This window comes from Sphingomonas sp., assembly GCF_019635515.1.
Lineage (GTDB): Bacteria > Pseudomonadota > Alphaproteobacteria > Sphingomonadales > Sphingomonadaceae > Sphingomonas.
In genome coordinates this window covers 1-12,994 of record NZ_JAHBZI010000001.1, presented here as the reverse complement: position 1 = coordinate 12,994, position 12,994 = coordinate 1, and the positions used below count along the sequence as shown (strand labels likewise).

Sequence of the window (12,994 nt, the reverse complement as noted above, 5' to 3'; positions counted from 1 at the left end):
CAGGGCCAGCGCGGAACACGCGCCGGCTTTGGGCAGCGTTAACCCGAATCCGTTCGGCGACCTCGTCACGCTGCAGCATCTCAGCGCGCGGCTGGCGAAGGGACTGAAGCCGGTCTTTGAAGACATGCTCCGCAAGGACCTTCGGGCCTGGGCGGAGCCGCTCTCCGTGCAACGTTACGCGGACTACAAGGCGGAGCGCGGGGGCGCTCTCGCCGCATGGGCGCCGCTCACCATCGGTGGCGCCCGCCAGCGCGCGCAGATCGTGCTCGACGGCCAGTTCGTGCTCGAAATGCTCGACGCGTTCTTTGGCGGCGACGGCGAAGCGCCGCACCCGCTGCCCACCGAATTCACGCCCGCGGCCGAAGCCTTGGTCGCACGCATCGCCCAGACGCTCGTCGCCCCGCTCGATACCGCCTGGGAACCCCTTGCCCGCATCGCATTCCGTGCCGAGGGCAGCGCCAATCTCGCGCTGCCGTTCGAGATGGGCGGCGACGATCCGGTGGTCGTCACCCGCTTCGGTATCGCCGAAGGCGAGCACAAGCCCTGCCTTATCGACATCCTCTACCCGGTTTCGGCGCTCAAGCCGCACACCGCGTCGCTGATGGTCAAGGTCCATGACAAGCCGGAGGAGGTCGAGCCGGCATGGCGCTCGGGCCTGACCCGCGCGGTGATGAGTGTGTCGCTGCCGGTCCGCTCGGTGCTGTGCGAGCCGAACATCTCGCTCGCCCGGCTGATGGAATTGAAGGCCGGCGACATCATTCCCGTCGATTTCGGCACCGAAGTGCCGGTGATGGTGGCGCATCGCCGCCTCGGCACCGGCCAGGTCGGCACTTCCAACGGCCGCGCCGCGGTCCGCCTTTCTTCGCTCGAACCGATCAATCCAGAGGATTTCCGATGAACGACATGACCGGGAGCTTTCCCGTCGAGGCAGCGGTGACGACCAATTTTCACCTGCTGCAGGACGTGGACGTCAAGCTGACCGTGGAAATCGGATCGACCCAGCTCACCCTGCGCGAGCTGCTCGCGCTCGGCGAATCCTCGGTGATCGAGCTCGACCGCGAAGCCAATGAGCTGCTCGACGTGTTCGTCAACGGCACGCTGATCGGGCGCGGCGAAGTCGTCACCGTCGGCGAGAAGTTCGGCGTGCGGATGACCGAACTGGTCAGCCCCGAGAAGCGCGCGGCCAAATAGCCATGATGTGGTCGTACATCCTCAAGCTGGTGATCCTGCTCCCGCTCGTCTGCGGGCTGCTGATCGGCTGCCTCTATGCCTGGCGTAAGCTCGAAGCGCGGCTACCCAAGAACCAGGGCACGCGGATGGTGCAGGTCACCGAGACGATGATGCTCGCCCCTGGCCTGCGCCTCGCGGTAATCGAGTTCGAGGGGCAGAAGCTGCTTTGCTCGGTCAGCCGCACCGGCGTCACGCTCGTCGACAAGAAGGCGGGCTGATGCGCGCCTTCGTTTCCGCGCCGCGTACCGTCGGCGGTCGCGCGGCCCTGTTCATCGGCATCCTCGCCTTCTTCGTGCTGTTCGCCTTCCCGGCGTTCGCGCAGGGTGCGGCACCGGTCACGCCGCCCGCCGCGCCGGGCGCCGGCCAGGCGCTCGACCGCGCGCTCGGCCAGCTTGGCGGCGGTGATGCGCCCCTGAGCCTGTCGCTGCAGGTGCTGATCATCATGGGGCTCCTCACGGTGCTCCCCGGCATCCTGCTGATGATGACCAGCTTCACGCGGATCATCATCGTGCTGTCGCTGCTGCGCCAGGCATTGGGGCTCCAGCAGACTCCGCCCAATCAGGTGCTGATCGGGCTGTCGCTGTTCCTCAGCTTCTTTGTGATGGCGCCGACGATCAGCCAGATGAACACCCAGGCGATCCAGCCCTATGCCGCCGGCCAGATCGACGCGACGCAGATGATCTCGACCGCGGGCAATTCGCTGCACGGCTTCATGATCAAACAGACCCGCAACAAGGACGTGAAGATGTTCGCCGATATGGCGAAGGCCCCGGCCTTCGCCTCACCGAACGACGTGCCCTTCTCGGTGCTGCTGCCCGCGTTCATCACCAGCGAGCTCAAGACCGCGTTCCAGATCGGCTTCCTGATCTTCCTGCCCTTCATCGTCATCGACCTCGTCGTCGCCACGGTCCTCATGTCGCTCGGCATGATGATGATGTCGCCGACGATCATCTCGCTGCCCTTCAAGCTGCTGTTGTTCGTCCTGGTGGATGGCTGGGCGCTGACCATGGGGTCGCTTGCCACCAGTTTCGCGAGTTAGCGCAAGATGGACGCCGATTACTTCCTGACCGTCGCGCGCGAGGCCATCTGGATCCTCGCGCTCGCCTCGGCGCCGATCCTAATCCCGGCTTTGCTGTCGGGCCTGATCCTCGGCATGGTCCAGGCGGCCACGTCGATCCAGGAGCAGACGCTCACCTTCGTGCCCAAGCTGATCGTCGTTGCCGTCAGCATCGTCATCTTCGGCGGCATGATCCTGGGGCTGCTCGGCGATTTCACCACGAGCATCTTCGAACGCATTCCCGACCTGGTGCGCTAGGCGATGATGGGCTTCGGCCTCTCGATCGAGCCGCAGCTCTGGGCGCTATTGTTCGCGATGGTGCGCGTCGGCGCGGCTTTTGTCGCGGCGCCGATCTTCAGCGCGGTTTCAGTGCCCTTACCGGCGCGCATCGCGCTGACCGGCGCGATCGGCGTGCTTGTCCTGAGCACCGCGAAGATCACCCCCCCGGCCGAGATCTTCGCGCTCTCCACCTTCCTGATGATCGCCAGCGAGGCGCTGATCGGACTGGCGATCGGTTTCGTCCTCCAGATCGCCTTCGCCGCGCCGATGATCGCCTCCGAAGTGATCGGCATGTCGATGGGGCTTGGCTTCGCCAACGCCGTCGATCCCAATAGCGGCACCTCGACCCCGGCGCTCGGCCAGTTCCTGTCGCTGCTGCTGACCTTGCTGTTCCTCGCCGTCGACGGACACCTCGTCCTCGTCGACCTGATCGTGCGCAGCTATGCGGCGATGCCGCCCGGTGCGTGGATCGCGCCCGACAAGCTGATGGGCATCGCCATGTTCGGCGGATACGCCTTCCTCGCCGGGCTGCTGCTGGCGCTGCCGGTCGGCTTCCTGCTGCTGTGCCTCAACGTTGTCGTCGGCATGCTCAGCCGCGCCGCCCCCGCGCTCAACCTGTTCGCGATCGGCCTGCCCGCGTCCCTCGCGGTCGGCGTCGTCGCCATCCTCCTCGCATTGCCGGCGATGGGCGATTACCTGCTGGTGATCATCCGTACCGCGCTCGACAGCGCCCCCAGCCTGGTGTTCGGCTGATGGCGGAGTCGTTCGGCGAAAAGACAGAAGCACCAACACCCAAGCGCAAGCGCAAGGCGGTAGAGGAAGGCCAGCTTCTAAAATCCAAGGATTTCGGTACCGCGCTGGTGATCCTGCTCGGCTGTGTGTGGATGGCTTTCTTCGGCGGCGGACTGATGACCGCGTGCAAGGGCGTGATGACCGCGAGCTTCTCGTTCGGACGCGGCGATGTCGAGCATTTCGAGCCATGGCGCCCGCTGGAGGTCGCCGGCTGGCAGTTGTTGCTGCCGATCGGCAGCCTGTTCGCGATCGCGGTCGCCGGCGCGATCCTCAGCCAGGCCGGTCTCGGCTCGTTCGGCTGGAATAACAAGTTGCTGCTGCCCAAGGCCTCGCGGATCAACCCCGCTTCGGGCTTCAAGCGGATTTTCGGTCCGACCGGCTGGATCGAGCTCGGCAAGTCGCTTCTCAAGGCCGTGCTGCTCGGCAGCATGGGCGGCTGGATGCTGATGTCGCTGACACACAGTTCGCTCGGCCTGATGGCGCTCGATATCCAGGGCGCGGTAGGCACGCTCGGCAGCAAGTTCATCACCTTGATGTTCGTGATGGCCGCCGGTCTGCTGATCATCGCCGGCATCGACCTGCCGATCCAGATGTTCCGTCATTTTCGGCAGCTCCGGATGAGCAAGCAGGAAGTGAAGGAGGAGCACAAGGAGACCGAAGGCTCGCCGGAATTGAAGGGCGCGCAGCGCCAGCGCCAGCGCGAGATTTTGAAAGGCGGCTTCCGCAAATCGGTGGCCTCGGCGCATGTCGTGCTCACCAATCCGACGCATTTCTCGGTCGCGCTGCGTTACGATTCGGGCAAGGATCAGGTGCCGGTGGTGGTGGCCAAGGGTCGTGGCCAGACCGCCTTGGCGATCCGCGAGCTCGCCGCCGAGATGGACGTACCGATGCTCGAGATCCCGGCCCTGGCCCGCGCCGTCTACTTTACCAGCCGCGAGGGACAGGAAGTTCGCGACGATCTTTATCAGGCGATCGCGACCGTCCTGGCCTTCGTTTTCGGGGTCAACAAGCAAGCCGGCGGAAGCCTGCCGCCGGTCAACGTGCCCGAGACCGCGCTTTTCGACGAACATGGGCAGAAAATGGCGCGCGCGACCTAAACCTCGCGACGCTTCTGCCGCTTATCGGGACAGGGGGACCTCATGGCCATCGAGTCGATTGCAAAGACACTGGGAACCGGATCGGGAATCGATATTTCGAGCCTCGTCAGCCAGCTCGTCGACGCGCAATATGCGGCCAAGAACGACGCACTGACCAAAAAAGCCGAGTCGCTCACCGCCAAGATCTCGAGCGCGGGGGAAGTGAAAAGCAATCTTACCGAATTCGCCAATGCTCTCGCGTCGCTGACCAGCGGAACGACGCTGCGCACCCAGCCGACCAGCTCGAACACCGGCATCCTCAACGTCACCGGCCTCACCGGCGCCAAGCTGCAGGGGCTGAGCGCCAATATCGAAGTGCGCCAGCTCGCCCAATCGCAGGTCGCCAGCACCGATCCCTTCGTCGACGGCGCGACCCATGATTTCGGCACCGGCACGCTGACGCTGACCTTCGGCACCGCCGCGGTCAGCGATGGCGACATGACCAGCTTCACCGCCGGCGCCGCCGCGCCGATCAACATCGCGATCGATTCGAGCCACTCCACGCTGGCCGGCGTCGCCCAGGCGATCAACGCCGCCAATGCCGGCGTCACCGCGACGATCATGACCGACGGATCGGGCGCGCGGTTGATCGTGAAGGGCGCGACCGGCGCCAGCCAGGCGTTCACGCTTCAAGGGTCGGGCGGCACGCTCGCCGATCTCGATATCGGGGTGGGCGCGACCGGATCGACCGTTAACACCAATGCCCAGGACGCGATCGTCGCGCTCGACGGCGTCCAGACGACGCGCCCGACCAACAGCATCTATGGCCTGATCGAAGGCGTGAAGGTCGATCTGGTCTCGGCGTCGATCGGCACCAGGGTCAATATCGGCACCAAGGCCCCGACCGATGCGATCAAGCAGACCGTCACCAATTTCGTCGACACCTATAATCAGGTCTACAAGATCGTGAAGGCCGCGGTCGATCCGATCAGTGGGCCCTTGCGCGGAGACGCGGCGGCGAAGGAGTTGCTGCGCTCGCTCAAGTCGATCACGATGAGCCAGCTCGTCGACAATCCCGCCGAGGGAACGCCAGCATCGCTGTCGGGGATCGGCGTGGCGACCCAGCGCGACGGCACGCTGAGCGTCGATAACAACCGGCTCCAGAACGTTCTCACCAACTATCCGTCACAGATCGAAGCGATGTTCGCGGCGAGCGCGGGAATCACCAAGGTGATGTCGGCGATCTCGGATAAGGCGATCAGCAGAGTCACCGGCCTCGGCGCCAGCGAGCAAACCTATACCAAGCAGCAATCCGATGTCGCCGAGGATCGCGAAGACGCGCTCGCCGCCGCCGAAAAGCTGCGCACCCGCATGACCCGCCAGTTCGCGGCGATGGACAGCCGCGTCGCCGCCTACAAATCGACCCAGAGCTTCCTGACCAACCAGATCGCCGCCTGGAACAAGAGTTCGTAAATGCGCTACGCCACCGCCCTCGCCCGCGATCCCGCCTCGACCTATCGACAGATCGATGTGGCGGGACGCACCAGCGGCGCCGATTCGCACGCGCTGGTCGATCTCCTGTACCAGGAGTGCGTCGCGGCGCTGCGCGCCGCCGCATGGGCGCTCGAACGCGGCCAGCCGACGATCAAGAGCGAGCGGTTGTCGCGCGCCACCGCCGTGCTGTTCGCGCTCGAAGCCGGGCTCGATTTCGAGCGCGGCGGTCAGGTCTCGCGGACGCTCGCGACCCTCTACCATGGCCTGCGCCAGCAGATCCTCGACGCCAGCCTGGGCGGCGATCCGGCGCCGCTGCGCGATGCCGCCGATTCGCTCGAAGACATCGCCGGTGCCTGGTCGAGCGTGCGCAGCGCGTCGTAACTGCGTCATTTACCAAATCGTGACGCCCATGAGATAATCTCGCGGGCATGGATCAGGCCTCATCCTCCGGCATCGCCATGCGCCGTCGCGCGACGCGGACGATCCTGGCCGTCGATGACAGCCGCACCAATCTGAGCGTGCTAGCCCATCGGCTCGGCAATCTCGGCTATCTGGTCGTGCTCGCCGATAGCGGCACCCAGGCGCTCGAACTGATCTCCGCGCGCGGTTTCGACCTGGTACTGCTCGACAAGGTCATGCCCGAACTGTCCGGCATCCATGTGCTCCAGGAAATCCGCAGCGCCCGCGACACCGCCGATCTGCCGGTGATCCTGCTGACCGCGCAGAACGAGCCGCTCGGCGCGGTCGATGCCTTCGCCGCCGGGGCCGACGACTATCTCGCACGTCCCTTCGAATTCGAAGTGCTCGCCGCCCGCATCGAGCGCGTGCTTGCCCGCGCCGACCGGATCGAGGAACTCAAGCGCTCGAACCTCGCGCTCGACGCCCGCATCGCCGCGCGCGCGATCGAACTGGGCGAAGCGCGCACCGAGCTTGCCGCGGGCAAGGCCGACCGCAAGCGGCTGCTCGCTTCGATCCAGACGCTGAACGACGAACTGGACCGCACCGCCAGCCGCTAGCGCTCGAACCAGTGCCGGGCGATGAAATAGGCGCCGACGGCGACCCCCAGCACCACGCAGACCGCGACCACCGCCCCGAACGCCCATTGCTCGTGCGCGAAAGGGATGCCGGCGACATTCATGCCCAACAGCCCGGTGATGAAGGTCAGCGGCAGGAACACCATCGCCACCACCGCGATGATCAGCGCGCGCTGATCGATCTGCTCGGCGCGCAGATCGGTGAGGGTTTCGTGAGTCAGCGCGGCGCGTTCGCGGATGCTTTCCAACTCCTCGGCCATACGCGCGGCGCGGTCGGCTGCGGCGGTGAGGTGCAGACGGTCGTCATCGCCGAGCCAGCCGACCCCGAGATTGGCGAGCTTCTCGAGCGCGGCACGCTGGGGGACGAGGAACCGGCGGAAACCGATCGCCTGCACCCGCGCGCGATTGACCTGACGGCGCAGCTCGAAGGCGCTGTTGGCGGTGATGCGCTCCTCGCAATCGTCGAGCGAATCGCCGAGATCGGCGACGACAGGATCGAGTTCCTCGGTGATCGCCTGCGCCATCGCAGCGATCAGATCGCCGGGATCGAGGATCGCGCCGGCTTCGACCTCGGTACGGACGATCGGCACGGCGTTGAGATGCTTGCGCGTCACCGAGAAGAGCCGGCCATCGAGCGCATAGATGCGGATCGAAGCCAGCGGATCGGAGGCCGCCATCTCTTCGGAGGAAAGCCCGCGTAAGTTGATCACGGCGCCCGATCCGACGGCATCGCAACGCGGGCGCGTCTCGGCGGCGGTGAGCGTTTCGATGACATAGGGCGAAAGCGCGGCCTCGCCACCCAGCCAGGCCTGGGCGCGCTCGTCATTGGTGGTGAGGTGAATCCAGACCAGCTCGCCCTTCTGCCCGAGCGCCTGCTTGAGCGGCACTTCCTCCGTCTTGCCGCCGCGCACCACATAAGCGAACCCGCTCATTCGGCCATATCCAGATCAATCGTCAGGCCCGCGCCGGGGTCGGCGGGCGCTGAGCCGCGGATGCGCGCCGCGTCGGCACGGGCGCGATCAAGGATCGCGGGCGGCACATCGGCGCAGTGATAGACCCGCTCGGCGCCGGCGAGCGCGCGCGCCTGGCGAAGCGTCAGATCGTCGGGATCGGGCGAGGTCAGGGTGAAGCGTAGCGTTTGCGGCACGGCGGTCTCCACAGCGAGCACCCGCGCCACGACGTCGCCATCGAGAGTGTCGAGCGCGGCGGCGATCGCGTGGCGGCGGGCGGCCATGTCCGGCCAGCGCGCGCGGATCGCCGGGCGCGCGGCATGGAGATCGGTGGCGAGCGTGCCGAGACCGGCAGGCAGGATTGCTTCCAGCCTCTGCCGCAACGCCGCCGCCAGCCCGGCAGAGGCGCCGCCGGTACCCACCGCGACCAGCACCGGATCGCGATCGACAATCGCCGGCAGCGTGAAATCGCAAAGCTCGGGACGATCCACCGCGTTGACCAGCACGCCGCGCGCCTTGAGCCGGGCGATTGCCGCTTCGTCGTCGATCACGATCGCCAGCGCCGCCACGGTGTCTTCATCGACCACCACCGCGCCCGCGCGCTCGAGCAGCCGCCGCTTCGCGTCCGCCGCCTCACCGCTGCCGATCAGGATCACCGGCCGCCCCTGCACCGCCATAAAGACCGGCAGGGCGCCCCAGCTCATTTGAGCCAGGCCGGAACTTGCTCTTCGCCCATCATCGCCTCGGCCGAGACGCGCTTGGCGACCACTTCGAACCGGTCGCCCGAAACCAGCACTTCGGGCACTAGCGGGCGGCTGTTGTACATGCTCGCCATCGTCGCGCCGTATGCGCCCGCCGAGAGCAGGACCGCGAGATCGCCGCCCCTGACCAGATCGATCTCACGCCCCTTGGCGAAAACGTCGCTGCTCTCGCAGACCGGCCCGGCGACACTGGCGACGAAGGTCTCGCCGCTCGGCCTGACCGCCGCGAAATCATGATGCGCGTCATAGAGGGCGACGCGCGACAGATCGTTCATCGCGGCATCGACGATCACATAGGGATGGACCACGCCGGGCTTCACCCACAGGACTTCGGTGACCAGCACCCCGGCATTGGCGCAGATCGCGCGGCCCGGCTCGAACTGCAATTCGACGTCCCAGCCGGCGGTTACGCGCGCGACCATTTCGCCGAATTCATCCGGCGACGGCATCACCTCGCCCTTGCGATAGGGCACGCCCAGCCCGCCGCCGAGATCGACATGGGTGATGGTGTGCCCCGCCGCGCGCAGTTGCGCGACCAGCGCGCCGACGCGCTCGAACGCGGCCTCAAGCGGGGCGAGGCTGCTGAGCTGGCTGCCGATATGCACCGCGACGCCGCGCAGGTTGAGACCTTCGAGCGGCGCCAGCCGGTTGAAGATATCGAGCGCCTGATCGATCGGCAGGCCGAACTTGTTTTCCTTCTTGCCGGTCGAGATCTTGTCGTGCGTGCCGGCATCGACATCGGGATTGACCCGCAGCACCGCCGGCGCGCGCAGGCCCTTCGCCGCGGCGATCCCGGCGAGCACGACGCCTTCCTCTTCCAGTTCGAGGTTGAACTGGCCGATCCCGGCATCGAGACCCTGATGCAGCTCGGCGCGGGTCTTCCCGACGCCGGAGAAGACGATGTCCTTCGCCGCGATCCCCGCCGCCATCGCGCGGGTCATCTCGCCGCCCGAGACGACATCGGCGCCGAAGCCTTCATTGGCGAGGACGCGGAGCACCGCGAGATTGGGATTGGCCTTGACCGCGAAGGCGACATGGGTGCGCGGGCCGGCCTTGGCGACGCCGGCCTTGTAGACGCGAGCGTGGCGCTGGAGCGTCGCGGTCGAATAGACGTAAACAGGAGTGCCGACGGTCTGTGCGATCGTCGAAAGCGGCACTTGCTCGGCGTGCATCTCGCCGCCGATCGAATCGAAATGGTTCATGGAAACAGGCTTTGCGTCAGTTGGGAGGCGGCAGGTCGAACTCATCGCTGCGCCGTTTGTCCGAGCTTTCGATGAGATCGTCGCTGCGGGCAGGGCGGGTCTGCACGGGCGGTTTGAGCAGGTCGCCGGGAGTCGGCGTCGCCGCCGCGCCATAGGGCGCAGGCGGCAGCGCCGCGCCCTGCACCGGTTTGAGTTCCTCGCGCGCGCCGCAGCCCGCCAGCAGGAAGGCGGCCAGTCCGCCAATCGCCAATCGCCTCATCGCGCTTCCTCCTCACGGGCCTTCCGGGCCGCCGCTACCGCTTCACGCACCCGCGCCGGCGCGGTGCCGCCAAAGCTGGTGCGGCTCGACACCGAAGCATCGACGCTGAGAACGTCATAGACGCGCCGATCGATCCTGTCGTCGATTTGCTGCAATTGCTCGATGCCGAGTTGATCGAGTCGTATGCCCTGAGCCTCTGCCGCGGCGACGGTGCGCCCGGTGATGTGGTGCGCCTCGCGAAACGGCACGCCGGCTTCGCGGACCAGCCAGTCGGCGAGATCGGTCGCGGTCGAGAAGCCGGTCTCGGCGGCGGCGCGCATGCGTGCCTGGCGGAATGCCGCGCTCTCGACCATGCCGGTCATCGCCGCGATGCTGAGGCCGAGCAGATCGTGCGCCTCGAACACCGGCGGCTTATCGTCCTGCATGTCCTTCGAATAGGCGAGCGGCAGGCCCTTCATCGTGATCATGAGCGAGACCAGCGCGCCGGTGATCCGTCCACTATGGCCGCGCACCAGCTCGGCGGCGTCTGGATTCCGCTTCTGCGGCATAATCGAGCTGCCGGTCGACCATTGATCCGAGAGGCTGACGAAGCCGAAGGGCTGGCTCGCCCAGATCACGAATTCCTCGGCCAGCCGACTGAGGTGGAGCGCGGTCTGGGCGGCGCAGGTGAGATATTCGATCGCGAAATCGCGGTCGGACACCGAATCGAGCGAATTGCGGGTCGGGCCGTCGAAATCGAGCGCCGCCGCGGTCGCTTCGCGGTCGAGGTTGAAGCCGGTGCCCGCGAGCGCCGCCGATCCGAGCGGGCAGAGGTTCATCCGCGCCCGCGCATCGCTGAGCCGCGACCGGTCGCGCGCGAACATCTCGAAATAGGCCATCAGATGATGCCCGAGCGTCACCGGCTGCGCGACCTGGAGATGGGTGAAGCCCGGCATGACGCTGTCGGCATGCTCCTCGGCACGGGCAAGCAAGGCGTCCTGCAACCCGCCCAAAGCCGCTTCGGCCTGATCGATCGCGTCGCGCACCCATAGCCGGAAATCGGTCGCGACCTGATCGTTGCGCGAGCGCGCGGTGTGCAGCCGCCCGGCGCTCGGCCCGATCCCATCGGCCAGCCGCGCCTCGGTGAGCATGTGAATGTCTTCGAGCGCGAGATCGTCGGGCACGCCCTCTGCTTCGAACTGCGCCGCGACTCCGTGCAGTCCTTCCGAAATGCGCGCCGCGTCCTCGGCCGGGATGATGCCCTGCTTACCGAGCATCGCGACATGCGCCTGCGACCCACGCAAGTCCTGCCGCCACATCCGCTTGTCGAAGGGGATCGAGGCGTTTATCTCGCGCATGACCGCGGAGGGGCCCTCGGCGAAGCGCCCACCCCACATTGCATTGGAGCTGTCCTTGCGCTCGACTATCGTGCTTCTCCTGCTTGCAGCACTGGCAACCGGCGGCTGCGATAGGCAATCCGCGGCTCCGGGACAAGCGAGCGAAAGCTTGAGCCCCACCAATGGCAGCGAGGTGGCGGACAAGGGCACCCTCGACCGCAGCCACAAGGGCGAGGCCGCGCCCGACTTCGCCTTCACCGATTCGCGCGGCAACAAGCGCGCGGTCGCCGATTTCGCGGGCAAGCCGGTGCTGCTCAATCTCTGGGCGACCTGGTGCGCGCCGTGCGTCAAGGAGATGCCGACGCTCGACGCGCTGGCAGTGGCCAGGGGCGATGCGCTCCATGTGCTGACGATCAGCCAGGACACCGACGGCGCGGACACCAAGGCGGTCGAGAAGGTCACGCCGTTCTTCGAAAAGGCGCGCTTCAACAAGCTCCAGCCCTGGCTCGACCCCGAAGCGATGTGGAGCCTGAACATGGGCGTCAATCTGCCGACGACGATCCTATACGATTCGGCCGGCAAGGAAGTCTGGCGCTATTCGGGCGACATGGACTGGATGGGCGCCAAGGCGGCGGCGCTGGTGGCGGAGGCGAAATAGGCTTCGGCTGGATGCCCCGTGAGGATTCAGATTTCATTGCGCTTTCCCCCTTAGAAATGTCGATTTTTACGATGTGCTGAGTTGAGTGGGGCCCCCAGCGAGGCCCCCAATGCGGATGGTCAGGAGCGCTTTGGTGCGCGTTGGCGCTCGGCCTTCCAGGCGAGGATTTCGCTCTCCCACCAGCCGATGCAGTTCGGGCTCAGCTCTACCTTTCGGGGAAACTTGCCCTCGCGATGCAGGCGGTTGATTGTCGCCTGACTGAGTCCCAAGGCGCCCTGCGTCGGCTCGGCACCCGGGCGCGGCTTACCGATCGCCAGATCCCTCATACGAAGGAAGCGCCCGGACGGCGCGGCCGCGGGCGGGTTGCTCATATCGCTCATTGTGCTGCTCGCTGTTGGTTGTCTCGAGGTGGGCGCTTCGCGCGCCAGTCCGCCCAGGCGGCGGCGTGCTTGAGGCACAGGTCTTTTCCTGGCGCGGGTGAGGACGCGCAGCTGCTGCAGATCGGCGCGTCGCAGGTTCCGCTGCGCCTCGTTGGCACCTTCCAATCGCATAGGAGGATGCCGGCCTTACCGCAGGCGCAGCGTCGGCTTCGGCCGGAACAGACGATCGCGGATCCTCCGCTCGACAGGGCGACACGCTCGCAGGGCATCAGCCGCGTTCTCCCGGGGCATCCATAAGCCCCGGCGCGATTGACAGGCGCTTGCCCTGTTCGACGATCAGCTCGGCCTTCTTCAGCGCGGCGACGTACCCGATGAACGCGCCGCCCTTCGGCGCCATGCGGACTTCCGCCGCGATCGCGTCCCTGGTCAGAGCCCTCGGGTCGATTGCGGCGAGCAGCTGCAGGATTCGCCCGGCCGCGCCGAGGCGATCGCTCCACCACTTTACC

The 12,994-nt window shown here is 66.6% G+C and carries 18 protein-coding genes; 11 read left to right on the top strand and 7 right to left on the bottom strand.

Going from position 1 to position 12,994, the window contains the following annotated elements; translation table 11 throughout:
- Nucleotides 1–28 precede the first annotated feature (28 nt).
- From KF730_RS00090 to KF730_RS00045, 10 genes are read left to right on the top strand one after another with little or no spacing between them, the layout of a single operon-like run.
- Nucleotides 29–898 carry a flagellar motor switch protein FliM gene (locus tag KF730_RS00090; RefSeq protein ID WP_294091418.1) on the top strand — a complete coding sequence of 290 codons (870 nt, stop codon included), beginning with the start codon at nucleotides 29–31 and terminating at the stop codon, nucleotides 896–898.
- Nucleotides 895–1,191, top strand: a complete 297-nt coding sequence (gene fliN / locus KF730_RS00085; RefSeq protein ID WP_294091417.1) for a flagellar motor switch protein FliN — start codon at nucleotides 895–897, stop codon at nucleotides 1,189–1,191. The genes KF730_RS00090 and fliN overlap by 4 nt, the downstream gene beginning before the upstream one ends.
- A 2-nt stretch (nucleotides 1,192–1,193) precedes the next feature.
- A complete protein-coding gene (locus KF730_RS00080; protein ID WP_066797904.1) occupies nucleotides 1,194–1,448 on the top strand; it encodes a flagellar biosynthetic protein FliO in 255 nt (84 codons plus the stop codon).
- Nucleotides 1,448–2,269: a flagellar type III secretion system pore protein FliP gene (gene fliP / locus KF730_RS00075; protein WP_294091416.1), complete on the top strand. Its 822-nt coding sequence runs from the start codon at nucleotides 1,448–1,450 to the stop codon at nucleotides 2,267–2,269. Before KF730_RS00080 ends, fliP begins: the two co-directional genes overlap by 1 nt.
- 6 nt (nucleotides 2,270–2,275) lie before the next feature.
- The gene (gene fliQ, locus KF730_RS00070; RefSeq protein WP_294091415.1) at nucleotides 2,276–2,545 is read left to right on the top strand and encodes a flagellar biosynthesis protein FliQ; all 270 of its coding nucleotides are present in this window, start codon (nucleotides 2,276–2,278) and stop codon (nucleotides 2,543–2,545) included.
- A gap of 3 nt (nucleotides 2,546–2,548) precedes the next feature.
- Nucleotides 2,549–3,319, top strand: a complete 771-nt coding sequence (gene fliR / locus KF730_RS00065) for a flagellar biosynthetic protein FliR (RefSeq protein WP_294091414.1) — start codon at nucleotides 2,549–2,551, stop codon at nucleotides 3,317–3,319.
- Entirely contained in the window at nucleotides 3,319–4,455 is a 1,137-nt protein-coding gene (locus KF730_RS00060) for a flagellar type III secretion system protein FlhB (RefSeq protein WP_294091413.1), read from the top strand. The genes fliR and KF730_RS00060 overlap by 1 nt, the downstream gene beginning before the upstream one ends.
- A gap of 42 nt (nucleotides 4,456–4,497) precedes the next feature.
- Nucleotides 4,498–5,907, top strand: coding sequence for a flagellar filament capping protein FliD (gene fliD / locus KF730_RS00055; protein ID WP_294091411.1), 1,410 nt, complete (start codon nucleotides 4,498–4,500; stop codon nucleotides 5,905–5,907).
- Nucleotides 5,908–6,309: a flagellar protein FliS gene (locus KF730_RS00050; RefSeq protein ID WP_294091410.1), complete on the top strand. Its 402-nt coding sequence runs from the start codon at nucleotides 5,908–5,910 to the stop codon at nucleotides 6,307–6,309.
- Between the two features lie 47 nt (nucleotides 6,310–6,356).
- Entirely contained in the window at nucleotides 6,357–6,944 is a 588-nt protein-coding gene (locus KF730_RS00045; protein ID WP_294091409.1) for a response regulator, read from the top strand.
- Here KF730_RS00045 and KF730_RS00040 read toward each other — a convergent pair.
- The 5 genes from KF730_RS00040 to argH are packed head-to-tail and all read right to left on the bottom strand — an operon-like array spanning nucleotide 6,941 to nucleotide 11,510.
- On the bottom strand, nucleotides 6,941–7,894 hold the full coding sequence (locus KF730_RS00040) for a CorA family divalent cation transporter (RefSeq protein WP_294091408.1): 954 nt from the start codon (nucleotides 7,892–7,894) through the stop codon (nucleotides 6,941–6,943). The two genes, KF730_RS00045 and KF730_RS00040, sit on opposite strands and share 4 nt — an antisense overlap.
- On the bottom strand, nucleotides 7,891–8,616 hold the full coding sequence (locus KF730_RS00035) for an NAD(P)-dependent oxidoreductase (RefSeq protein WP_294091407.1): 726 nt from the start codon (nucleotides 8,614–8,616) through the stop codon (nucleotides 7,891–7,893). Before KF730_RS00035 ends, KF730_RS00040 begins: the two co-directional genes overlap by 4 nt.
- On the bottom strand, nucleotides 8,613–9,875 hold the full coding sequence (gene lysA, locus KF730_RS00030) for a diaminopimelate decarboxylase (protein ID WP_294091406.1): 1,263 nt from the start codon (nucleotides 9,873–9,875) through the stop codon (nucleotides 8,613–8,615). Before lysA ends, KF730_RS00035 begins: the two co-directional genes overlap by 4 nt.
- A gap of 16 nt (nucleotides 9,876–9,891) precedes the next feature.
- Nucleotides 9,892–10,134: a hypothetical protein gene (locus tag KF730_RS00025; protein WP_294091405.1), complete on the bottom strand. Its 243-nt coding sequence runs from the start codon at nucleotides 10,132–10,134 to the stop codon at nucleotides 9,892–9,894.
- Entirely contained in the window at nucleotides 10,131–11,510 is a 1,380-nt protein-coding gene (gene argH, locus KF730_RS00020) for an argininosuccinate lyase (protein WP_294091404.1), read from the bottom strand. The genes KF730_RS00025 and argH overlap by 4 nt, the downstream gene beginning before the upstream one ends.
- 109 nt (nucleotides 11,511–11,619) lie before the next feature.
- On the opposite strand from argH, the gene KF730_RS00015 reads away from it, so the two are divergent.
- Entirely contained in the window at nucleotides 11,620–12,108 is a 489-nt protein-coding gene (locus KF730_RS00015; protein WP_365972731.1) for a TlpA disulfide reductase family protein, read from the top strand.
- Nucleotides 12,109–12,227: 119 nt separating this feature from the next.
- Here the strand turns inward: KF730_RS00015 and KF730_RS00010 are convergent, their stop codons facing one another.
- Entirely contained in the window at nucleotides 12,228–12,488 is a 261-nt protein-coding gene (locus KF730_RS00010; RefSeq protein WP_294091403.1) for an AlpA family phage regulatory protein, read from the bottom strand.
- A gap of 268 nt (nucleotides 12,489–12,756) precedes the next feature.
- A partial coding sequence (locus KF730_RS00005) for a hypothetical protein (RefSeq protein WP_294091402.1) occupies nucleotides 12,757–12,994 on the bottom strand: 238 nt, incomplete at its 5' end.